20 protein-coding genes are annotated in these 22,941 nt (G+C 70.1%); 17 read left to right on the top strand and 3 right to left on the bottom strand.

The annotated features are described in order from the left end of the window. Window positions 1–76 precede the first annotated feature (76 nt). Window positions 77–1,588 carry a sodium/proline symporter PutP gene (putP, locus tag L687_RS24090; RefSeq protein WP_021198353.1) on the top strand — a complete coding sequence of 504 codons (1,512 nt, stop codon included), beginning with the start codon at window positions 77–79 and terminating at the stop codon, window positions 1,586–1,588. A gap of 22 nt (window positions 1,589–1,610) precedes the next feature. Here the strand turns inward: putP and deoD are convergent, their stop codons facing one another. The 3 genes from deoD to L687_RS24075 form a co-directional block, all read right to left on the bottom strand. After that, window positions 1,611–2,324 carry a purine-nucleoside phosphorylase gene (gene deoD / locus L687_RS24085; RefSeq protein ID WP_021198352.1) on the bottom strand — a complete coding sequence of 238 codons (714 nt, stop codon included), beginning with the start codon at window positions 2,322–2,324 and terminating at the stop codon, window positions 1,611–1,613. Between the two features lie 70 nt (window positions 2,325–2,394). Further along, on the bottom strand, window positions 2,395–3,063 hold the full coding sequence (locus L687_RS24080; protein WP_021198351.1) for a DNA alkylation repair protein: 669 nt from the start codon (window positions 3,061–3,063) through the stop codon (window positions 2,395–2,397). A gap of 19 nt (window positions 3,064–3,082) precedes the next feature. Further along, a complete protein-coding gene (locus L687_RS24075) occupies window positions 3,083–4,120 on the bottom strand; it encodes an FUSC family protein (RefSeq protein ID WP_021198350.1) in 1,038 nt (345 codons plus the stop codon). A gap of 113 nt (window positions 4,121–4,233) precedes the next feature. On the opposite strand from L687_RS24075, the gene L687_RS41735 reads away from it, so the two are divergent. The 16 genes from L687_RS41735 (at window position 4,234) to L687_RS23995 (ending at window position 22,881) form a co-directional block, all read left to right on the top strand. Continuing rightward, window positions 4,234–4,812, top strand: coding sequence for a TetR/AcrR family transcriptional regulator (locus L687_RS41735; protein ID WP_021198349.1), 579 nt, complete (start codon window positions 4,234–4,236; stop codon window positions 4,810–4,812). A 205-nt stretch (window positions 4,813–5,017) separates the two neighbouring features. Beyond that, the gene (locus L687_RS24065; RefSeq protein ID WP_231479821.1) at window positions 5,018–6,334 is read left to right on the top strand and encodes a cytosine permease; all 1,317 of its coding nucleotides are present in this window, start codon (window positions 5,018–5,020) and stop codon (window positions 6,332–6,334) included. Beyond that, a complete protein-coding gene (locus L687_RS24060; protein WP_021198347.1) occupies window positions 6,331–7,470 on the top strand; it encodes a DUF917 domain-containing protein in 1,140 nt (379 codons plus the stop codon). Before L687_RS24065 ends, L687_RS24060 begins: the two co-directional genes overlap by 4 nt. Continuing rightward, the gene (locus L687_RS24055; RefSeq protein ID WP_021198346.1) at window positions 7,470–9,020 is read left to right on the top strand and encodes a hydantoinase/oxoprolinase N-terminal domain-containing protein; all 1,551 of its coding nucleotides are present in this window, start codon (window positions 7,470–7,472) and stop codon (window positions 9,018–9,020) included. Before L687_RS24060 ends, L687_RS24055 begins: the two co-directional genes overlap by 1 nt. Before the next feature lie 70 nt (window positions 9,021–9,090). Further along, window positions 9,091–10,149, top strand: a complete 1,059-nt coding sequence (locus L687_RS24050; RefSeq protein WP_021198345.1) for a hypothetical protein — start codon at window positions 9,091–9,093, stop codon at window positions 10,147–10,149. A gap of 94 nt (window positions 10,150–10,243) precedes the next feature. Next, window positions 10,244–10,489 (top strand): hypothetical protein, encoded by a 246-nt coding sequence (locus L687_RS42670; protein WP_021198344.1) that lies wholly within the window; start codon window positions 10,244–10,246, stop codon window positions 10,487–10,489. Between the two features lie 65 nt (window positions 10,490–10,554). Then, window positions 10,555–13,437 carry a helix-turn-helix transcriptional regulator gene (locus L687_RS24040; RefSeq protein ID WP_167253613.1) on the top strand — a complete coding sequence of 961 codons (2,883 nt, stop codon included), beginning with the start codon at window positions 10,555–10,557 and terminating at the stop codon, window positions 13,435–13,437. A 74-nt stretch (window positions 13,438–13,511) separates the two neighbouring features. Then, on the top strand, window positions 13,512–13,715 hold the full coding sequence (locus tag L687_RS24035) for a cold-shock protein (RefSeq protein WP_017831237.1): 204 nt from the start codon (window positions 13,512–13,514) through the stop codon (window positions 13,713–13,715). Window positions 13,716–13,972: 257 nt separating this feature from the next. Next, window positions 13,973–14,998, top strand: coding sequence for an iron-siderophore ABC transporter substrate-binding protein (locus tag L687_RS24030; protein WP_021198342.1), 1,026 nt, complete (start codon window positions 13,973–13,975; stop codon window positions 14,996–14,998). A gap of 33 nt (window positions 14,999–15,031) precedes the next feature. Next, a complete protein-coding gene (locus L687_RS24025; protein WP_021198341.1) occupies window positions 15,032–16,081 on the top strand; it encodes a FecCD family ABC transporter permease in 1,050 nt (349 codons plus the stop codon). 2 nt (window positions 16,082–16,083) lie between these two features. Further along, complete coding sequence (locus L687_RS24020; protein ID WP_021198340.1) at window positions 16,084–17,160, top strand: FecCD family ABC transporter permease; 1,077 nt, start codon at window positions 16,084–16,086, stop codon at window positions 17,158–17,160. Beyond that, window positions 17,157–17,957: an ABC transporter ATP-binding protein gene (locus tag L687_RS24015; RefSeq protein WP_021198339.1), complete on the top strand. Its 801-nt coding sequence runs from the start codon at window positions 17,157–17,159 to the stop codon at window positions 17,955–17,957. The genes L687_RS24020 and L687_RS24015 overlap by 4 nt, the downstream gene beginning before the upstream one ends. Further along, entirely contained in the window at window positions 17,947–18,909 is a 963-nt protein-coding gene (locus L687_RS24010; protein WP_021198338.1) for a siderophore-interacting protein, read from the top strand. Before L687_RS24015 ends, L687_RS24010 begins: the two co-directional genes overlap by 11 nt. A gap of 1 nt (window position 18,910) precedes the next feature. Further along, a complete protein-coding gene (locus L687_RS24005; protein ID WP_021198337.1) occupies window positions 18,911–19,744 on the top strand; it encodes an ABC transporter ATP-binding protein in 834 nt (277 codons plus the stop codon). Window positions 19,745–19,771: 27 nt separating this feature from the next. After that, window positions 19,772–20,797: an ABC transporter substrate-binding protein gene (locus L687_RS24000; RefSeq protein ID WP_021198336.1), complete on the top strand. Its 1,026-nt coding sequence runs from the start codon at window positions 19,772–19,774 to the stop codon at window positions 20,795–20,797. Continuing rightward, window positions 20,794–22,881: an iron ABC transporter permease gene (locus tag L687_RS23995; protein WP_021198335.1), complete on the top strand. Its 2,088-nt coding sequence runs from the start codon at window positions 20,794–20,796 to the stop codon at window positions 22,879–22,881. The genes L687_RS24000 and L687_RS23995 overlap by 4 nt, the downstream gene beginning before the upstream one ends. Window positions 22,882–22,941 lie beyond the last annotated feature (60 nt).

The raw sequence follows: 22,941 nt of genomic DNA, 5'->3' as shown, positions 1-22,941 counted from the left end.
TGGGCGGCACCGCCGGCGGTTGACATCATCGAACGACGACCGGATGCGGTGACTCCACCGCGAGGGGGGGACGACGATGCCCGACCAGATCTTCACTTTCGCCGCGCTGGGTGTGTACTTCGCGGCGATGCTGCTCATCGGATGGATAGCCTTCCGGCGCACCGGCGATCACGAGGACTACATGCTCGGCGGACGGAATCTGCCGCCGTGGGTGGCCGCCCTCAGCGCCGGGGCCTCCGACATGTCCGGCTGGCTCGTGATGGGGCTGCCCGGTGCGATCTACGTCTCCGGTCTCATCGAGGCGTGGATCGCGATCGGCCTCACCATCGGCGCCTACCTGAACTGGCTGCTCGTGGCTCCTCGGCTGCGCGCCTACACGCAGGTGTCGCGCAACTCCATCACGGTGCCGAGCTTCTTCGAGAATCGACTCCGCGATACGACGCGACTGCTGCGGGTCGTCTCCGGTGTCGTCATCCTCGTCTTCTTCACCCTCTACATCTCCTCCGGCATGGTCGCCGGTGGGGTCTTCTTCGAGAGCTCGTTCGACGGCGACTACCTCACCGGCATGCTGCTTGTCACGGGCGTCACGCTCGCGTACACGCTCTTCGGTGGGTTCCTCGGTGCGTCACTGACCGATGTGGTGCAGGGACTGATGATGGTGATCGCGCTGGTCGTGATCCCGGTGGCGGCGATCGTCGCGATCGGGGGACTCGCCGAGACGGGCGAGCTGATCAACGAGGTGGCGCCGGACCACCTCTCCATGCTCTCCGGAACGGCGCTCACGGGCGGCACCATCCTCGCCATCGTCTCGTCGCTCGCCTGGGGCCTCGGATACTTCGGACAGCCGCACATCATCGTGAGGTTCATGGCTCTGCGCTCGCCGCAGGAGGCGAAGAGCGCTCGACGCATCGGCATCTCCTGGATGATCGTCTCGCTCGGCGGCGCCGTGCTGTCGGGCCTGGTCGGCATCGCCTACATCGCCAAGACGGGCGTCGACCTCGCCAACCCCGAGACCGTGGTGCTGCTCATGTCGCAGACGCTGCTGCATCCGTTCGTCGCCGGCCTCGTCCTGGCGGCCGTGCTCGCCGCGATCATGAGCACGATCTCCAGCCAGCTGATCGTGTGCTCCTCGGCCCTCGTGGAAGACCTGTACGGCGTGTTCCGGCGCACGCCGCCCTCGCAGAAGACGCTCATGCTGATGGGGCGGCTCGGTGTGCTCGGCGTCGCGATCGTCGCCGCGGTGCTGGCGATCACCCCGAACGACACGATCCTCGGACTCGTCTCCTTCGCCTGGGCCGGATTCGGCGCCGCATTCGGCCCGGTCATCCTGCTCAGTCTCTACTGGCGCAAGCTCACCAACTGGGGTGCCCTGGCGGGGATGTTCGTCGGCGCCGCGACCGTGTTCATCTGGAAGGCTCTCGACACCGGGCTCTACGAACTGCTTCCCGCCTTCGTTCTCGCTCTGATCGCGGCCGTCGTGGTGAGTCTCGTCACGTACCGGCACGACGACGAGATCCAGCAGGAGTTCACCGACACCGGCGCCATGCTGGCTCTGCCCCGTCCGCACGCGGTCGGCGACACGCCGTAGTGGCCGAGCGCGCCGGGGACGCTCAGACCGCGGTGGCGGCGCGCAGAGCGATGCGGATCATGTCGCCGAAGGTCTGCTCGCGCTCCTGCGCCGAGGTCTCCTCGCCCGTGACGATGTGGTCGCTGACCGTGCAGATCGCGAGGGTGCGCCGACCGTAGTACGCCGCGAGAGTGTAGAGACCGGCGGCCTCCATCTCGACGCCGAGGATGCCGTGCTGCACGAACGGCTCCATGAGCTCGGGGCGGGTGCTGTAGAACTGGTCGCTCGAGAACAGCTGACCCACGTGCACGGTCGACTCCAGGGGTTCGGCCTCGCTCGCTTCGACCGCGGCGCGCAACAGCGAGAAGTCGGCGACGGGCGCGAAGTCGAGTCCGTGGAAGCGCACCCGGTTGATGCCCGAGTCGGTGCTGGCGGCGTTGGCGATGATGATGTCGCGGATCTTGACGCGCTCGGTCAGGGCTCCGCACGAGCCGACCCGCACGATCGTCTGCACGTCGTACGCGTCGAACAGTTCGTTCGCGTAGATCGCCATCGACGGCTGCCCCATGCCCGAGCCCTGCACCGACACGCGATGCCCCTCCCAGGTGCCGGTGAAGCCGAGCATGCCGCGCGTCTCGGAGTACAGCTCGGCATCGTCGAGGAAGGTGTCGGCGATCCACTTCGCCCGCAGCGGGTCGCCGGGGAACAGGACGATGGGGGCGATCTGACCGGGCTCTGCGGCGATGTGGGTGCTCATGGCCTCAGCGTAGCCAGCCTCATCCCGCCGCGCCCGCGCACCCGTGTCCCCGGGGGCGATACCGCGCCGATCACCCCTCGCGTCGCCGCACGATCTCGCCGATCCAGAGCGGGGCGAAGGGCGAGGTGCAGCCGGGTGCGGTCGGGTAGTCGGCGAGCACCTGCAGGCGTTCGCCGATCGCCAGCGCCCTGGCGCGGTACTCGGGGTGGAAGATGCCGATGTTCGCGAGGGTCTCGTTCATGGACCACTGCAGGCGCGACGGCGCATCCTTCATGTCCCGCTCGATCAGGTCGAGCAGGTGCGCAAGGTCCAGGCCGTCGGCGTCCTTCATGACGCGCACGGTCGTGAGCGACCAGGCTGCAGCAGCCACCGTGGGGTCGGCGTCGTCGAACCACCGCAGCCGCAGCTCTTCGGCGAGCGGGGTCTTCTTGGCGACGTAGTTGACGAACCAGTCGTTGACCTTGGGTGGGCGGGTCTCGCGCAGCATGGCGTCGAGCTCGTCGGCGGTGAAGTCGCGCGGGCGGCAGATCAGCAGGGCCAGCAGCCGTGCGGGCGTCTCGCCGGTCGCCCACAGCTCCTGCGCGAGGGGCTGGTCGGTCTTGATCTTCTTGGCCAGTGCCCGCATCCGGCTGAGGTTGATGCCGTGGTCGTCGCCCCGCTTCTCGTTGGCGGCGCGCATCTTCGGGTCTTCCAGTGCGGCGAGTTCGCCGAGGGCTTCGGCGACGGTCATGTCGGACATGCCTCCAGAGTAGGCGGGCTCAGTCCTCGTCGAGCAGCTCGCCCCTGATGCGGCGCAGGTCTTCCATGAGGGAACCGATCAGGATCCAGTGCTGTGACGACGGCGGCCGGATCACGAGGGGAGCGGTGAGCGCGGGGATCGCCGAGGTCATGGTGTCCGGCTCCGGCGAGGCATCGGCGACCTGCACGGCGAGCCGTACGTCGTGCCCTGCCCGTCGCAGCTGCTCGGCGATCGCGGCGACGGCGGGCTCCTCGCCGATCCGGTCGTCGTAGTGGTCGAAGTAGGCCCGGGTCATGCCGATCGTCTGCGTGACGATCGGGGAGAGCCGGTCGAGCAGCGCCCGCATCTCACGCAGATCGGCACGATGGGTCGAGCGCCGCGGGTTCAGAGTGAGCGATTCCTCTCCGGCGGCGATCGAGGCCTCGGCGGCCTCCTTCATCGGCCGCAGCAGCCGTACCTCCAACATCAGCTCCTGCAGCCGTGCGGGCGTCTGGGGTTCGGGCAGTGCGTCGGCCAGGCGATCCAGGCTCGCGGCGAGCTCGAGGCCGAGGAGCCCCACGTCCCGACGGGCCGGCGCGACGAGCACCGGAGGCACGATCAGGGCGTTCACGACGATGCCGATCACGACGCCGATCAGCGTCTCCACGATGCGGGCGAACGCATACTCGGGGCTCGACGAGCCCAGAGCCAGCACCAGCATCGCCGAGATCGCGACCTGATTGCCGGTGCCGGGCGAGGCGCGGAAGATCCACGCCACCAGCATCGCGACGACGATCGCGAGCAGCACGATCCAGCTCGGCGAACCGAGCAGCAGGCCGAGTGCGACGGCGATCACGACACCGGCGATCACGCCGATGCTGCGCTCGAGCGCCTTCGACAGCGACTGGTTCACGCTGGGCTGCACCACCAGCAGCGCGGCGATGGCGGCGAAGACGGGCAGCTGTGCGGGGAACACCCATCCGGCGATCAGCCACGCCGCGATGGTCGCCGCGGCCGACTTCACGACCTGCAGCAGCGGGGAGCGCTGGGAGGCGCGGATCGCGGCGGGGATGCGCATGACCTCAACGCTAGTCGTGCGGATGCCCCGAGCGCGGCTCTTGCGTCGCGGGGAGATGCGGGGTTACGCTCTGCCTAACTAACAGTCGTTAGGTAACGAGTCTGAGGCGGAAGATGACCAGAGCAACGATCCTCGCGGAGGCCCGCACGATCTTCGCGCGCCAGGGCTACGCCGAGACGAGCCTGCGCGAGATCGCCGAAGCCGTCGGGATCAAGACGCCCTCGCTCTACGCGCACTTCTCGAGCAAGGAGGCGCTCTACGCCGAGGTGTATGCCGCGGTGTCGATCGATCACACCGCGTTCTTCGACGAGCTCGTGCGGAGCAGCTCCGATATGGAGCCGCTCGCGCGTCTGCAGCACCTCCTCGGCGGCATCGAGGCCTACTACCGCGACCGGCCCGACCTCGCGGAGTTCAGCCTGCGGGCCGCGGTCACCGAATACGGTCCCGGTGGCGAGCAGCTGCGGCAGATCTTCCTCGACTCGGAGTCGACCCTCGCCGCCGCGGTGCGCCAGACATATGAAGACGGGGTCGCGACGGGGACGTTCGTCGCCGGTGATGCAGACGGTTTCACGGCACTGGTCTTCGTCGTCATGGACGGCCTCTTCCTGCAGCTCACCCACTACACGCCCGAGGTCTACCGCGAACGGTTCGACCAGGCCTGGCGGCACCTCTCCACGATCCTCTCCCGATGAACACCACGCTCTCCCGATGAACCACCGCCGCATCGACGCGGCACATGCCTGACCCGCCGGCACCGAGCCACGAACTCCGACCCGGCATCGCACGACACGGCCGCAATGACAGGCCGCCCCCCGACCCGCCCTGCGAGTCGTCCGCACTCCGGGAACCCGAATCCCCGCCGACGCACTCGCAGGGCCACTTCTCAAGGACAAGATGATGACCACCACCGACTACGAGCACGGTGTCGTGCCGCAGGATCAGCGCAAGAGCTGGCTGTCGATCGCCACCGTGTGGATCGCGATCGGCATCGACCTCTCTGGGGCGTTCCTCGGTGTCTCGCTCGCCTCCGGCATGGCCTTCTGGCCGGCGATCGGCGCGACGATGCTCGGTTCGCTGCTGCTCGGACTGCTCGCGATGGCCTGCGCCTACGTCGGCGCCGCCACCGGGCTCTCCACCGCGATGATCTCCCGCGCGGTGTTCGGGCGCATCGGCGGCGCGATCCTCGCCCTCGCGATCGCGATCAGCCTGGTCGGCTGGTACGCCGTGCAGGCGGGCTTCTTCGGAGCGAACGCGCAGATCGCGTTCGCCGAGTTCACCGGCATCGATGTACCCGTGCAGGTGTTCACCGCGATCGGTGGCGTGCTCATGGCGATCACCGCGTTCTGGGGCTACCGCTCGATCAACCGCCTCAGCACCCTCGCCGTGCCGCTGCTCCTCCTCCTGCTGATCGTCGGCGTGGTCGTGGCGTTCACGGTGAACGGGGCGGCAGGGCTCGAGGCCCCGGTCGAGGCGACGTTCACGTTCGGCGGTGCGGTGTCGCTCGTGATGGGCATCTTCATCCTCGGTGTCGTGCTGGCCCCCGACATGGCGCGGTGGGCGAAGACGCCGAAGCAGGCCATGATCGCCGGGTTCGTCGGCTTCTTCTTCGGCAACTCGATCATCCTGGTCGTCGCGATCCTTCTCGCCCGCATCATGGACGGCACCGAGTTGATGGCGATCTTCTTCGCCCTCGGTCTCGGCGGCGTCGCCGTGGTCGTGCTGATCCTGGCGCAGTGGACCACGAACACGACCAACCTCTACTCGGCCGGCCTCTCGTTCGCGTCGATCAGCGAGCGCCTGAGCCGCCGCACCGTGACCATCGTGCTCGGCGCCATCGGCATCGTCGTCGGAGTGATCGGCGCGGCCGACTACTTCGTGCAGTTCATCCTCGTGATCGGCACGATCATCGCCCCCTACGGCGGCGTGTACCTGGCGTCGTTCTTCACCGGTCGAAAGACCGCGCGCTGGGCGCACGGCGCCACCGTGCCGCTGGTCGACGGGTGGTCGATCACGGCCTGGGTGGTCGGCATCGTCGTGGCCGTCGCGACGACGAACCCGGCGGACGGTCCCGGCTTCGGCTGGTTCACGATCACCTCGATCTCCGCTCTCGACGGTCTCCTCGTCGGCTTCGTCGCCTACCTCCTGCTGCTTCCGCTCCGCCGCCGCGTGGCACCGGACCCGGCCGCCCCCGTCACGGACGAGGTGAGCGCATGACCACCGCTCCCTTCCTCACAGAAGCCGACATCGACGAGATCGCCCTGGGCGCCGCGGTGCTCGGTACCGGCGGCGGAGGAGACCCGCACGTCGGCTCGCTCATCGCCAAGCGCCTCATCCGCCTGCACGGACCGGTGCCGCTGGTGGCTGTCGACGACCTGACCGACGACGACTTCGTGATCCCGATCGGCGGGATCGGAGCGCCTTCCGTGAGCGTGGAGCGCATCCAGGCCGAATCCGAGCTGCTCGCGGCCCTGCAGGCGATCGAACGCGCGGTGGGTCGCAAGGCCACGGCCGTGATGCCGATCGAGGTCGGTGGAGGCAATTCCATGATCCCGATCGCGGCCGCCGCGCTCGCCGGACTCCCGGTGGTCGACGGTGACGCGATGGGACGCGCCTTCCCGGAGGCGCAGATGGTCACGTTCCATCTCGCCGGCTATGGGCCCGGTACGACCGTGCTCGTCGACCACCACGGCAACGAGGTGGTCAGCCGCCCGGTCGACGGCGGCTGGTCGGAGCGCATCGCGCGGGCCGTCACCGTCGAGATGGGCGGAGGGGCGACCATGATCGACTACGCCTACGGCGGCGACGTCGTGCGCGAGTGCGCGATCCCGGGCACTCTGGGGCTCGCCCAGCGCATCGGACGCATCCTCCGGGGGCGCGATGGCGGCGGACGCGAACTGCGCGACGACGAGCGCATCGACGCTCTGTGCGCCGACCTCGCCGCGGTGCGGCTGTTCGACGGCAAGGTGGCCGACCTGCAGCGCTCCGTCGACGGCGGTTTCACGCGGGGAGCAGCCGAACTCGTCGGCGTCGGTGCCGACCGGGGAAGTGCGTTCCGCCTCGACTTCCAGAACGAGATGCTGCTCGGGCGCCGTGACGGCGTGCTGGCGGCGGTGACCCCCGACCTGATCGCGGTGCTCGATCTGGCGACCGGCATGCCCATCACGACGGAGTCCCTCCGCTACGGCGCGCGGGTCGCGGTCATCGCGATCCCCTGCAACGACAAGTGGCGCACGCCGATCGGGCTGGAGACGGCAGGTCCCACCCACTTCGGCTATGACGTGGAGTGGGTTCCCGTCGAAGACATCGCGCAGCGCTCCGGTGCGCGCCCGACGGACGAGGAGGCCGCGTGATGGCCGGCACCTATCGCATCGGCATCGATGTCGGCGGAACCAACACCGATGCCGTGATCCTCGACGAGCGGCTCGACGTGGTCGCCTCGGTGAAGCGTCCGACCACGGCCGACACGGGCGACGGCGTGGCCGCGGCGATCGACGCCGTGCTCGCGGCCTCCGGCGTCGACGCCGCCCTGATCGGGCACGCGATGCTCGGCACCACTCACTGCACCAACGCGATCGTCGAGCGGCGCGGTCTCGGTCGCGTCGGCATCCTCCGCCTCGGTGCACCGGCCACCACGGCCGTCCCGCCGTTGGAGGGCTGGCCCGACGACCTACGTGCGGCGATCGGCGAGCAGGCACACCTGCTGGACGGCGGCTTCGAGGTCGACGGCCGGGTGCTCTCCCCGATCGATGAGGATGCCGTGCGCGAGGCCTGTGCACGGATGCGCGGCGAGGTCGACGCGGTCGCCGTCGTGGGGGTGTTCGCGCCGATCGACGAGAGCCAGGAGGAGCGGGTCGCGGCCATCGTCACGGAAGAGCTGGGTGTTCCCGTGTCGCGGTCGGCCCGGATCGGCTCGCTCGGACTGCTCGAGCGCGAGAACGCGACGGTGCTGAATGCGGCGCTGATGCAGACGCTGCGGCAGATGGCCGCGGGCTTCGTCGCCGCTCTGCGGGAGCGGGGCATCCCGGCCACCCCGTACTTCGGCCAGAACGACGGCACCCTCATGCAGCTCGAGTACGCGCTCGAGTTCCCGGTGCTGACGATCGGCTGCGGTCCGACGAACTCGATCCGCGGCGCCGCGCACCTCTCGGGCGCGACCGACGCCCTGGTGGTCGACATCGGCGGCACCACGACCGACATCGGCGTGCTCGTCGAAGGGTTCCCGCGGCAGTCGGCGCACGCGGTCGAGATCGGCGGCATCCGCACGAACTTCCGTATGCCCGACGTGCTGTCGGTCGGCCTCGGCGGCGGCACGATCATCCGGGAGACGCCTGCGGGCGCGACCGTCGGCCCGGACAGCGTGGGCTATCGCCTTCCGCAGGAGGGTCTCGCGTTCGGCGGCAGCACCCTCACGGCCACCGACGTCGCGCTCGCGGTCGGTGGTGCCGAGATCGACGGGCTCGACGCTCCGGCCCTTCCCTCGGCGGTCGGTGCGGCGGCCTGGACCGCGATGCGCGAGATCCTCGAAGATTCGATCGATCGGATGAAGCCCAACGCCGCGCCGGTGCCGGTGATCCTGGTCGGCGGGGGCGGCATCATCGCCCCGACCGTGCTCGACGGTGTCGCGGAGCTGATCCGCCCCGATCACTTCGGCGCCGCCAACGCGGTGGGGGCGGCCCTCGGCGAGGTCGCCGGCCAGATCGAGAAGATCTACCGCGTCGATCCCACCGACCAGCGGGCATCCCGGGCGGACGCCGCCGCCGAGGCGACCGAGCGTGCCCGGCTCGCCGGCGCCGATCCCACGACGATCGAGGTCGTCGCGGTGGAAGAGCTGCCGGTGGCCTACTCCGACGGCACGGCCGTGCTCATCCGCGCCAGAGCGGTGGGTCGCCTGGCGGCCTGACTCTCCGCGGACGGCATCGCTTCGGGCGGGCGGGCTTCCGCCCGTCCGAGGTGCGTGCTTGCATGGGCGCATGGAGCGGGACGCGAAGCTGCGTGGCGAGACGAGAGCGGTCTGGGCGACCGCGATCTGCTTCGTGATCGGCACGCTCATCGGGATGCTCGTCCTGGGCGGTGCCGGCCGCCCGCTCACGGGCGAAGGGGCGCTCGCGATGCCCGCCGCGCTCATCGCCGGAGCGATCGCGGCGGGCGCCTTCCTCACGAGCACACTGATGCACCGAGGGGGCGAGACGAGGCCGATGCCGCGCTGGCAGGCGGTGGTCTCCGATCTCTCGGCTGGTGCCCTCACCGTCGCGTTCGGAGCCGTCACGACGATGGGAGTGCTGCTCGCCGCCGAGGTGCTCGCGGCCGGGCTCCAGGGACTGCAGCTCGCGGCGATCGGCGGCGGACTGCTCACCGGTCTGGCGGCGGCGATCGGCGGGCGCTTCGCCTTCGGCGCCGGCGTCGACCTGCGCACGGCAGACCTCGCCGCGCTCCTGTTCGGTTTCCTCGTGATCGGCACCCTGTTCGCCATGATCACGGCCGCTGATCCGCGCTGGTGGGAGCAGAACTTCTCCCAGTTGGGCTCCGGTTCGTGGGCCTTCAACGGCACCCTCCTGGTCGCGGGGCTTCTCATCGCGACCGTCGGCTCGTACATCGGTCGTGACCTGCACCGGCTGCTCGGGGATTCCGCACTCTTCCGCATCGCCGTCGTCGTGGCGTCGTGGGCGGCCACCGGAATCGCACTGGCTGCGGTCGGGCTGCTGCCGCTGCATCGTGTGCCCATCCCGCACGACATCGCCGCGGTCTCCACGCTCGTCCTGTTCGTCGTGGCGGCCGCGACCACGGTCGCCGCTGTTCCCGGGCACCCCCGAGCGCTCCTGATCACCTCGATCGGCGTCGGTCTGCTCCTGGCGGCGGCGATCGTGCTGTGGGTGCCGTTCGGTCTCTTCTCGGCCACCGCTGTCGAGGCCGTCGTCGTCGGACTCGGACTCCTGTGGATGGCGACGCTCGTTCGGGTTCTCGCGATCCTGGTGCCGGCCCGGTCTCGCCCCTCCGCGCGCCTGTCGCTGATGCGCGCCCGGCATCCCTAGAGCGGCATGCACGAAAGATAGGGCAACTGCCCGATGCCCCGTGGGTGCCTCAGAGCGGACTGTAGGGATACAGCGAACCGTCGAGGAGAACCCCATGTACGAACACCCGTATCTCAGCCAGCAGCTCACCCGGCACGACCAGGAGCAGATGGAGCGCGCCGCCGCGGAGAGGCTGCGTCTGATCGAGCACGCCGACCAGATCGTGCCGCGTCCGGAAGGGGTGGTCCGGCGGATGCTGCGCCGCGCGTTCGGTCGCACGGCGGTCGCCACGTCTGCGACCGCCCCGACGACGGCTCGTGTCGCGGGCGGATGCGAAGCGGCGGCGGCACACGCGCAGTGAGCGGCGTCGCACAGCGCGAACCGCAGACCGTCCCGAATGTCGGTCGGGGGTGGGACGATGAATCCATGCCCCCTTCCGCGTCGAGCGCTGCGATGGTCGGCCGCGAGGCCGAGCTCGCCGAGGTGCGCCGATCGTTCGCCGGGGTGCGCGACGGCGTCCCGGCCGCGCTGCTCGTCGAGGGCGAGGCCGGCATCGGCAAGTCCCGCATGCTGCGCGAGTTCGCCGCCGAGATCGCGCCGACCGCCGACGTGCATGTGGGCTGGTGCCTCGATCTGGGCGCCTCGCGCACGCCCTACGGGCCACTCACCGGCATCCTCCGCTCGATCGTCACACGCATGGGCGTCGACCGGGTGCGCGAGTCGGTGGGGGTGGGGGTCGAGGCACTCGGCATGCTGCTCCCCGAACTCGTCGACTCCCCGACCGATCGCGACCGCACCAGCCCCGAGCGCCTGCGCGATGCGATCGCCTCCCTCATCGAGGCGGCGGCCGAACGCGCCCCGCAGGTGCTCGTGGTCGAAGACCTGCACTGGGCCGACGAGTCGACGCTCGCCATCCTCTCCTTCCTGCTGCGGGCGCTGAGCCGCGGCCGCATCCTGCTGCTCCTCACCTGTCGTACTGACGATGTGCGCCGCGGGGATGCGGTGAGCCGCTTCATCGGCGAGGCGACGCGCGCGCGGTTGCTCGAGCGCCTCACCCTCGGCCGGCTCGACGAGGCCGCGGTTCGTGAGCTGGCCGAGCAGATCACCGGCCGGGCGCTGACCGAGAGCGCCCTCGATCGCATGCAGGAGCGGGCCGAGGGCGTGCCCTTCTTCATCGAGGAGATCGCGGGGTGCGCGAACGGCCCGCTCCCCGACGGTCTGCGCGACCTGCTGCTCGCCCGCTTCGACCGGCTCGGCGACGATGCGCGGCGTGTGGTGCAGGTCGTCTCCGGCGCCGAGCGTCCGCTCTCCCATCCGCTGATCACGGGCCTCGTCGATCTGCCGGAGCAACGCCTCGACGAGGCGATCCGCGAGGCGACGCGCAGCGGCATCCTCGTCGTGGGCGACGACGACTACCGGTTCCGGCATGCCCTGCTGCGCGAGGCCGTGCACGACGACCTGCTCCCCGGCGAGCGGGCACGCCTGCATCGCGCCTATGCCGAGGCGCTCGAGGCGCAGTGCGCGGGGTCGGATACCAGCGACGCCGCGGCCCTCGCCTATCACTGGCAGCTCGCGCAAGACGATCGGAAGGCGCTCGTCGCCGCCGCCGACGCCATGCGCCACGCGAAGGGGCAGTACGCGTTCGCGAGCGCGGCCCGCTTCGGCGAACTGGCACTGGAACTGTGGCCGCTCGTGCCCGACGCCGCCGCGGCGGCACGCGTCGAGAGACTCGACCTGCTCCTCGTGCTGGGATCGATCCTGCGCAATGCGGGCGACGGCGAGCGGGCGCTCGCGGTCGCGAACGTCGCGCTCGCCGAGATCGACCCCGCCACAGTGGACCCGCGTCTGCATGCCCGACTCCTGCGCAACAAGGCGCTGTACCTCGTCAACCTCGGACGCCTCGGTGCGATCCCGCTGCTGCAGCAGGCCCTGGCCATCGCGGAGGAGCGCATCGGCGACGAGGTGTTCCGGGCCGAGCTGCTCAACCAGCTCGCGAGCCGGCGCATGATCGCGGGCGACAGAGAAGAGGCGATCCGCCTCGCGGATGAGGCTGAGCTGGGGGCGGCCGGAGCCGACTCCACCGACCAGCTGTCGATCGCCGCGAACGTGCGCGGCGGCTCCCTGGCCCACCTCGGCCGGGTCGACGAAGGGGTGCGCGAGTACGAGCGGGCGCGTGAGCTCGCGGCCGGAACGACGGCCGAGATGCGCTATCGCGTCAACTACTCCGACCTGCTCACGCTGCTGGGCCGCTACCGCGAGGCGGTCGAGGTCGCCGAAGAGGGACTGCGGCGTGCCCGCGAGCTCCGCGTCGAACGCACCTCGGGGTCGATCATGGCCCAGAACATGGTGGTGCCCCTGCTCGAACTCGGCGAGATCGAGCGGGTCGAGGAGATGCTGTCGCGCGACTTCGTGCAGGGAACCCTGCGTGTGTTCCGCATGTACATGAGCATGACCCGCGTGCGGGTGCTGGCCTGGCGCGGGCGGTCGGCCGAGGCAGCAGAGCTGTTGCAGGAGTGGTTGCCGGCGTTCGAGGAGACGGGCGGCTCGGAGCGGCAGATCTGGTACGACCGGATCATGATGACGGTGGCTGTGGCCGAGAGTGAGGGGAATCTCCGGAGGGCGCTCGACACCATTCTCGAGATGCTGCGCGACGAACATCCGGCGCTGCTGCACCAGCGCCGGCTGCTGCTGGAGGGCGGGGCGATCATCGCCGAGCTGCGCGCCGAGGGCGCCGACACCACGACGGCATCCGATGCCGTCCGTGCGGCGTGGTGCGCGCAACCCGCGCAGTTGCAGGACGACGCGTGGTCGACGATCCTCGATGCGCTGCTCGACCCGCGCCATGACGCCCTGGATGCGGCCCTCCACCATGCCGAGGGAGAAGACGTACCGGTCGTCTTCCGCGCCGTGCTCCGGCTCGAGCGCGCGCGTCTGCTCGTCCACGAGGGGGAGCGCGTCACCGCGGCGTCGGTGCTCGCCGAGGCGGCAGGCCTCGCGGAGGCACTCGGCAACGCCCAGGTGCGGGCTGCGGTCGCCCGGTTCGCCACCGATGCCGGACTGCGTGCCCCCGCCGATCCGCCGTCGGGCGACGACCTGCTCACGGCTCGCGAGCGGCAGGTGCTCGAGCTGATCGCCGAAGGGCTGAGCAACCGGCAGATCGGCGAGCGGCTGTTCATCAGCGTCAAGACCGTGAGCGTGCACGTCTCGGCCGTGCTGCGCAAACTCGGCGTGAGCACACGCACCGAAGCTGCTCTCGTGCAGAAGAATCGACAGTTCCGTGTCCCTGCCCAGCCTGCCGTGGTAGCGTGACTGTGCGCGCGTCTCGGATGTTCCGATTCGGCGTAGGCCGTGTAAACGGCTAAGTCAACAGAAAGTAGAAACACATGGCCACTGGCACTGTGAAATGGTTCAACGCGGAAAAGGGCTTCGGCTTCATCGCTCCCGATGACGGCTCGGACGACCTCTTCGCCCACTACTCGGCTATCGCCGGCTCCGGTTTCAAGGAGCTCCGCGAGAACCAGAAGGTCGAATTCGACGCTGAGCGTGGCCCCAAGGGCATGCAGGCGGCGAACATCCGCGCTCTCTGAGCGCGCGCTGACTTCCTGAAGCCGGTCGGATCCTCACGGATCCGGCCGGTTTTTTCGTGCCACCCGCAGCTTTCGAATCGCGTGAATGGCCCCAACCGGCGGCGATTCGCGGCGAATCGCGCGATTCGAGAGGCAGCACGCGGCCGGGAATCCGGGGTGAGGTTCCCCTAACCTCCGTGTTAGATTAGGCGAGGCTTACCAAAGGCCCGGGCGCAAGTGACGCGCCGCCCCCTCACCCCGAACCCGAAGGAACGCCTGTGCGCACCTCTCGAATCCTCGCCATCGGCGCGGCCGCCGCGCTCGCCATCGGTCTCTCCGCCTGCGCATCCTCCGCCCCGGAGTCGACCTCGACCGCCGGCGGCAACCCCGCATCCGACGACGCCTTCCCCGTCACCGTCGAGCACGTCTACGGCGAGACCACGATCACCGAGAAGCCCGAGCGCGTCGCGACCGTCGCATGGGCGAACCACGAGGTGCCGCTGGCGCTGGGCATCGTTCCGGTCGGCATGAGCAAGGCGTCGTGGGGCGACGATGACGACAACGGCGTGCTGCCCTGGGTCGAGGAGAAGCTCGACGAGATGGGGGCCGAGACGCCGGTGCTGTTCGACGAGACCGACGGCATCGACTACGAGGCCGTCGCCGACACCGAGCCCGACGTGATCCTCGCCGCCTACTCCGGCCTCACGCAGGAGGAGTACGACACCCTCTCCAAGATCGCTCCGGTCATCGCCTACCCGAAGGTCGCCTGGGGCACTTCGGTCGACGAGATGATCGAGATGGACTCCAGGGCCCTCGGCCTCGAGAAGGAGGGCGACGCCCTGATCGAGCAGCTGGACGCCGACGCGCAGAAGGCGCTCGAGGCGAACAGTGTGCTGAAGGACAAGAAGGTCCTGTTCTCCTACATCGACCCGACCGACCTGAGCCAGATCGGGTACTACACGGCGATCGACACCCGCCCGGGCTATCTCCACGATCTCGGTCTGCCGTTCCCCTCGATCGTCGAGGAGAACAAGGACAGCGACCAGTTCTACCTGACGGTCAGCGCGGAAGAGGCGCAGAAGTTCGACGACGTCGACCTGTTCATCACCTACGGTGACGAGTCGATCATCCCGCTCCTGCAGGCCGACCCGCTGCTGTCGAAGATCCCGGCGATCGCCGAGGGCCGCATCGCGGTCCTTCCCGACGCCACCCCCATCGCGGCCTCCGCGAACCCGTCGCCGCTGTCGATTCCGTGGGGTCTCGGCGACTACCTCGCGCTCCTGGCTGCACCGCTCGCTCCGTAATCGTTCGATCCGCCTCCGCGGAGTGAATACCCAGTGACCTCAGCAACCGTCATCGCGCCCGCACCGGGGGCCGCAGACCTGCGGCGCCCGGTGCTGGTGCGAACCCTCTGGCTCCTCATCGGGCTCGTGGTGCTCGTCGTCCTCACCATCCTGTCGATCTCGTTCGGCGTGCGCGCCGTCTCATTCGACGACATCGCCGCAGCCCTCACCGGTCACACCGACACGATCGCGCAGGCGGCGATCGTCAAGCGCATCCCCCGCACGGTCCTGGCCCTCCTCGTCGGTGCGGCACTCGCCCTCTCCGGCGCGACCATGCAGGCCGTGACGCGCAACCCCATCGCCGACCCCGGCATCCTCGGCGTCTCGAACGGCGCCTCGCTGGCCGTGGTGTGCGGCATCGCCTTCTTCGGTCTCGCCGACCCCTACGGCCAGATGGCGTTCGCGATCGCCGGAGCAGGGCTCGCCGCCGTCTTCGTCTACACGGTCGGATCCCTCGGACGCGGGGGAGCGACACCCCTCAAGCTCGCGCTCGCGGGTGCCGCCACCTCGGCCGCCTTCGCCTCGCTCATCAGCGCCGTCATGCTGCCCCGCGTCGACCTGCTGCAGACGTTCCAGTCGTGGCAGATCGGCGGCGTCGGTGGCGCGGAGTGGCCGCGCATCGCGCTCACCGCACCGGTTCTGGCCATCGGCGCCCTGATCTGCTTCCTGTGCTCCCGGGGCATGAACTCCCTCGCCCTCGGAGACGAGATGGCCAAGGGGCTCGGGGAGAACGTGTTCCGCACGCGCATGATCTCGGCGCTGGGCGCGGTGATCCTCGCCGGGGCCGCGACCGCGATCGCCGGCCCCATCGGCTTCGTCGGGCTCATCATCCCGCACGTATGCCGCATGCTCGTGGGCACCGATCACCGCTGGCTGCTCCCGTTCTCGGCCATCGCCGGCGCCGCCCTCCTGACCGCGAGCGACATCGTCGGGCGCGTGATCGCGCCATCGTCGGAGGAGATCCAGGTGGGCATCATCACCGCCATCATCGGCGCCCCGTTCTTCATCTGGATCGTCCGCCGGCAGAAGGTGCGTGAGCTGTGAGCATGACAGAGCACACCGAGCACACCCTCGACCGGGTCGACGAGCCGGCATCCGCCCGGATCGCGCGTATCGTCGCGGGGCGTCGCTCGCGCCACCGCCGGCATGCGGTGGCCACGATCGTCCTCGGCGTCCTGGTCTTCGCCCTCTTCGCGGTGGCGCTCATGGTCGGCAACACGTTCTACACGCCGGATGAGGTGATCCGCGTGATCCTCGGCGAGACGGTGCCCGGAGCCTCGTTCACCGTCGGAGACCTCCGACTTCCTCGTGCGGTGCTCGCCGTCCTCACCGGCATCGCATTCGGAATGGCGGGTGTGTGCTTCCAGACGATGCTGCGCAATCCGCTCGCCTCGCCCGACATCATCGGCATCTCCAACGGTGCCGGTGCGGCGGCCGTGTTCGGCATCATCGTGCTGTCCGTGAACGGGCCGGTCGTGTCGCTGCTCGCTCTCGGCGGCGCCGTCGTCACCGCCCTCGTGATCTACCTGCTCTCGATCAAGGGCGGCTTCGCCGGAACCCGACTCATCCTGATCGGGATCGGCGTCGCGGCGATGCTGCAGAGCGTCATCTCGTACATGCTGTCGCGCGCCGCGAACTGGGACATCCAGACCGCGATGCAGTGGTTGACCGGGAGCCTCAACAACGCCTCGTGGGAGCGGGTGCTGCCGATGGCGATCGCCGCCCTGATCATCGTGCCGCTGATGCTGTCGCAGGGGCGCGCGCTCGGGGCGCTTCAGCTCGGCGACGACTCGGCGGCCGGTCTCGGCATCCGGGTCAACGCCACCCGCCTGCTCCTCATCCTCGGTGCGGTCGCGCTGCTCGCGTTCGCGACCGCGGCCACCGGCCCCATCGCCTTCGTCGCCTTCATGGCCGGCCCGATCGCCGCGCGCATCACCGGCCCCGGCGCGAACCTGCTCCTGCCGTCGGCGTTCGTCGGAGCCGTGCTCGTGCTCGGCGGCGACCTGATCGGCCAGTTCGCCTTCGGCACCCGCTATCCCGTCGGCGTCATCACCGGCGTCGTCGGCGCGCCGTACCTGATCTACCTGCTCATCCGCACCAACCGCTCCGGGGGTTCGCTATGACCGTCTCGCACAGCCTGTCCGCCGAGGGGGTGACGCTCGCCTACGGTGACCGCACCATCATCGACGGCCTCGACCTGCAGATCGCCCCCGGTCGCATCACCACCATCGTGGGGGCGAACGGATGCGGCAAGTCCACGCTGCTGCGCTCGCTGGCGCGCCTGCTGTCTCCGAGCGACGGCCAGATCGTGCTCGACGGCAGATCGGTGCACGCCCGCCCCACCAAGGAGGTCGCGCGCATCCTCGGGTTGCTGCCGCAGTCGCCGGTCGCGCCCGAGGGCATCGCGGTCGCCGATCTGGTCGGCCGTGGACGGCACCCGCATCAGAAGATGCTCGCCCGATGGAGCGCCCACGATTACGAGGTCGTGGCGGATGCCCTCGACGCCACCGGCATCTCCGACCTGGCCGACCGCAGCGTCGACGAGCTCTCGGGCGGTCAGCGCCAGCGCGTGTGGATCGCCATGGCGCTCGCACAGGAGACCGACATCCTGCTGCTCGACGAGCCGACCACCTTCCTCGACGTCGCCCACCAGGTCGAGGTCCTCGACCTGCTCACCGACCTGAGCGTCTCGCGCGGCACCACGATCGTCATGGTGCTGCACGACCTCAATCTCGCGGCCCGCTACGCCGACGAGCTGGTGGCGATGAAGGACGGGCGGGTGCACGCCACCGGTGCGCCGCAGGACATCGTCACCGCCGAACTCGTCGAAGAGGTCTTCGGCCTCGCCAATCAGATCACCATCGATCCGGTCTCCGGCAAGCCGATGGTCACACCCATCGGGAGGCACCATGTCCGCTGAGACGACCACGACCGACCGTCCGACCTACATCCTGACCCGCGCCGAGGTACGGGGGGTCGCGCGCGTCTCGCCCTCGTTCGTGCGGGTGACGTTCGGCGGCGACGAGCTGAGCGAGTTCGGCACGCCGGGTGAGGTGTTCGACAGCCGCATCAAGCTGGTGTTCCCGCCCGCGTCCGGAGTCCTGCCTGAGCTCGACAGGGCATCCGACAACTGGTGGCAGGCGTTCCTCGCGGTGCCCGAGGAGGAGCGCGGGTCCATGCGCACCTACTCCGTGCGCGAGCTGCGGGTCGATGACGAGACCGGCACCGAGGTGGACGTCGACTTCGTGCTGCACCTCGAACCCGGACTGACCGGACCCGCGTCCCTGTGGGCGAGCCAGGCCGCGGTCGGGCAGGAGCTCTACCTGGTCGGCCCCCGCCGCGGGGTGGATGTCGACGCGCACGGAGGGGCCGAGTTCGCGCCGGGGACCGCGGCATCGGTCGTGCTCGCCGGCGACGAGACCGCCGCTCCGGCGATCGCCCGCATCCTCGAGGACGCACCGCAGGAGCTGCGCGGCGTCGCCTTCATCGAAGTGCCCTCGCCCGCCGACGTCCTCCGCATCGACGCACCTTCGGGGGTCGAGGTGCACTGGCTGCCACGGGACATCGGTGAGCCGCACGGCTTGCGGCTCATCCCCGCCGTGCTCGCCCACCTCGGCGACGCCGACGCCACGGACGAGATCCGGGTGAAGGACATCGATGGTGAGGACCTGCTGTGGGAGACGCCGGACTACTCCGGTCTCGGCGAGGACATCGCCACGGGGGATGCTGCGGCCGAACGCTACTTCTGGATCGCGGGGGAGAGCGGCGTGGTCACCACGCTGCGTCGCCACCTGGTCAAGGACCTCGGCATCGATCGCGGGCAGGTGGCGTTCATGGGCTACTGGCGTCGCGGCGTCGCCATGCGAGGCTGAGATGACGACCGGATCCCCCTCCCTGCACGGCCGATCCCTCGTGCTCGGATACGGCCGTGCCCGGGTGGTGCACGACGTGTCGCTACAGCTCGCTCCCGGCCGGGTCACCGCGCTCATCGGCCCGAACGGCAGCGGCAAATCGACCGTCCTGCGCGCCCTCGCGCGTCTGCACCGCATCGAGGCGGGGAGCGTGCGCATCGCCGGAGACGAGACCCGCGACGCCGCCGCCCTTTCTGCGAAGGAGTTCGCGAAGGCCGTCGCGATGCTCTCGCAGTCGCGGCCGCATCCGTCCGGCATCGAGGTCTCCGACGTGGTGGCGTACGGTCGCCACCCCCACCGGGGCCGATTCTCCGGCGTCAGCGATGCGGACCGTGCCGCTGTCGCCCGTGCGCTCGCCCTGACCGGACTCGGCGCCATGGCCTCCCGTCCCGTCGACCAGCTCTCGGGAGGCGAACTCCAACGCGTGTGGCTGGCGACCGCGCTGGCGCAGGAGACCGGCGTGCTTCTGCTCGACGAACCGACCAACCATCTCGACCTGCGCTACCAGGTGGAGACTCTCGATCTGATCCGCGAGCTCGCCGACGACCACGGCACCGCCCTCGGCGTCGTGCTGCACGACCTCGACCACGCGGCATCGGTGGCGGACGACGTGGTGCTGCTGCACTCCGGTCGAGTGCACGCGGTCGGCACTCCCGCCGAGGTGCTCACCGGCGCGAATCTCTCGCACGTCTACGGCCTGCGCATCGACACCGAGATCGATGAGGAGACCGGCCTCGTCCGGGTGCTCCCGCGCGGTCGACACCACGGACGCCATCGCGCCGCTGCGACATCCTGACCCCCACCCTCCCGGAGGAAGAACACGATGAAGAAGAAATCCCTCGCCCTGGTCGCCCTCGGCGGCGCGCTCGTGATGGCCCTGGCCGGCTGCGGCACCACTCAGGCCCCCACCGCCTCCGATGCGTCGGCGTCGACGAGCGCGGGGTGCGACGACGACACCACCGCGACCTCGACGGGCGCCGTCTCGGTCACCGACGACCTCGGTCGCACGGTCGAGCTCGACAAGCCGGCCGAGCGGATCGCGGTGCTGGAGTGGCAGCAGATCGAGGATGCGCTGTCGCTGTGCGTCACGCCGGTCGCGGTCGCCGACGCCGAGGGCTACAGCACGTGGGTCACCGCGGAGGAGCTCCCGGAGGGCGTGACCGATGTGGGCACCCGCCAGGAGCCGAACCTGGAGACGCTGTTCGGCACCGAGCCCGACCTCGTGATCGTCGAGGTCAGTGCGGCGGACGACCCCATCGTCTCCCAGCTCGAGGCCTACGACGTGCCCGTGCTCGCGACCGTCGGCGCGGATGCCGCCGACCCCATCGCGAAGATGCTCGGCACGCTCGACCTCATCGCCCAGGTGACAGGGCGGGAGGAGCGCGCCGAGGTCGTCGCCGACGAGTTCCAGGAGCACCTCGACGCTGCCTCTGCCGAGCTCGCCGATCTTGACCTGCCCACGAAGGAGTTCGTGTTCTTCGACGGCTGGGTCGACGGCGGCAATGTCGCGCTGCGTCCGTTCGGTCAGGGGTCGCTGGTCGGTGAGATCGGCGAGAAGCTCGGACTCACGAACGCGTGGACCGGCGAGGTCGACCCCGCTTACGGCCTCGGGCAGACCGATGTGGAGGGCATGACCACGGTCGGCGACGCCAGTCTGTTCTACACCGGCACCGAAGATCCCGAGTCGGAGAGCTTCATCGACGCGCTGCAGGACAACCCGGCGTGGACCTCGCTTCCCGCTGTGGCCGAGGGGCGCCTGACCGCCTTCCCCGCCGGGATCTGGACGTTCGGCGGCCCGCGCTCCACCCAGCAGATCATCGACGGCTACCTCGAGGTGCTCTCGAAGTGACGGGTGCCCTTCGCCTCGACGAGACGGCCGCGACGGAGTCGGCGCGTCCGGCTCCTGCGGTCGCACCCGACGAGGCGGAGGGACGCCGGGCCGGGGCTCTCCTCACGGGCATAGGCGTCCTCGTGGCCCTGGCCGTGGTGCTCGTCGCCGTCGCGTGCTGGCATCTCACGCAGGGCACCAGCGGTGCGGTGTTCGCGGAGACCGAGGTGCTGTGGGGGTCGCGGGTGCCGCGTCTCGCCGCCGGCGTCGCCGTGGGTGTGGCGCTCGGCGTGGCCGGCATCCTCCTCCAGTCGCTCGCCCGTAACGCTCTGGCCTCGCCGGACACGCTGGGGGTGACGGCCGGCGCCTACCTGGCTGTCACGGCACTCGCTGCGTTCGGCATCGCCGTGCCAGTGTGGGCTTCGGGCGCTGTCGCATTCGCCGGGGGCATCGTCGCGGCGGGGATCGTGCTCGGTCTCGCCGGCGGTGCGGGTTCGTCCACCACGCGGCTGATCCTGGCGGGCACGGCCCTCGCGCTCGCGTTCCAGGCCGGCACCTCGACGCTGCTCATCTTGTTCGACGAAGAGACCAAGGGGCTGCTCGCGTGGGGGAGCGGAAGCCTGTCCCAGCTGGGCCTGACCGCATTCCTGCAAGCCGCCCCGGTCGTGGTCGTGGTGACGGCGGCTGCTCTGGTGCTCGCGCGTCGGTTCGACATCCTGGCGCTCGGCGACGACACGGCATCCTCCCTGGGCGTGCCGATCCGATCGACGCGGGCCGTCGGCATCCTGCTCGCCGTCACGCTCACCGCGGTATCGGTGACGCTGGCGGGGCCGATGGGCTTCGTCGGGCTGTGCGCGCCCGTGCTCGCCCGCCTGCTGACGCGGGTGGTGCCGAGCCTGAACCGCCATCTGCTCCTGATCCCGGCCGCCGGGTTGCTCGGCGCGATCGTCGTGATCCTCTCGGATGCTCTGCTGCGGGCGATCATCGGGGCCGAGGCGGCGATCCTCATCCCGACCGGAGTTGCGACGACGCTGCTGGGGGCGATCGTGCTCGTGCTCATGGCTCGACGCCTGCGCGACGCCGGCCCGACGCGGGAGCCTCCGCGGGTGCGCTTCGGCGTGCGCAGCGGGGCGCGGTTCCGCATCACCCTGGCGGTCGTGGTGCTCGGGGTGACCGGCGTGCTGCTCCTCGGCCTGCTCGCCGGGCACACGTGGCTGTTGACCGGAGATATCGCGCTGTGGCTGCAGGGCGAGGCGCCGGCGGCGATCGCCTTCGCGCTGGACGAGCGGGCGCCGCGCATCGTGGCCGCGGTCGTCGCCGGTGGAGCGCTCGCGCTCTCCGGCGCCATCATCCAGGGGGTGAGTCGGAACCCCCTCGCCGACCCGAGCATCCTCGGTGTCACGGGCGGGGGCGGACTCGGCGCGGTGCTCGTGATCACGAGCGCCGTCTCGTCGACCGCGGGCATGATCGCGGGTGCCATCGCCGGAGCGCTGCTGGCCTTCGTCCTCGTCTACCTGCTGTCGTGGCGCGGTGGTCTGAACGCCGACAGGTTCCTGCTGATCGGCATCGGCGTCTCGTACTTCACCGTCTCGCTCACGACCTTCTTCCTCCTGAGGTCGAGCCCCTGGGACACTCCGAAGATCTACACCTGGCTCTCGGGCACCACCTACGGCCGTGTCTGGGAGCAGGTGCTGCCCCTGGCGATCGTGCTGGCCATCGCCCTGCCGCTCGTGGTGATGAGCCGCCGCGAGCTCGATGTGCTGTCGCTCGACGAGGACACCCCGCGGCTCGTCGGCATCCGTCTCGAGCCGGTGCGGCTCACGTTGCTGGTCGTGGCGGCCGTGCTCGCGGCTCTGAGCGTGACGGCGATCGGCGTGATCGGCTTCGTCGGTCTCGTCGCTCCGCACGCGGCGCGGGCGCTCGTCGGCGCGAGGCACTCGAGGATGATTCCGGTCGCGGTGCTGCTGGGCGGACTCCTGGTGGGGGTGGCCGACACGATCGGTCGTACCGTCATCGCCCCCGCGCAACTGCCGGCCGGACTCGTGGTCGCGCTGATCGGTGCCCCGTACTTCGTCTGGCTGCTCTGGCGCTCGCGCGACGCGTAGCTCCCGCCTCGAATCGCGCAGATGGTCCCCTTCCGTCGAGGAAGGGGACCATCTGCGCGA

It is taken from the genome of Microbacterium maritypicum MF109 (assembly GCF_000455825.1).
Classification (GTDB): domain Bacteria; phylum Actinomycetota; class Actinomycetes; order Actinomycetales; family Microbacteriaceae; genus Microbacterium; species Microbacterium maritypicum_A.
This window is presented reverse-complemented; position numbering and strand designations above follow the sequence as displayed.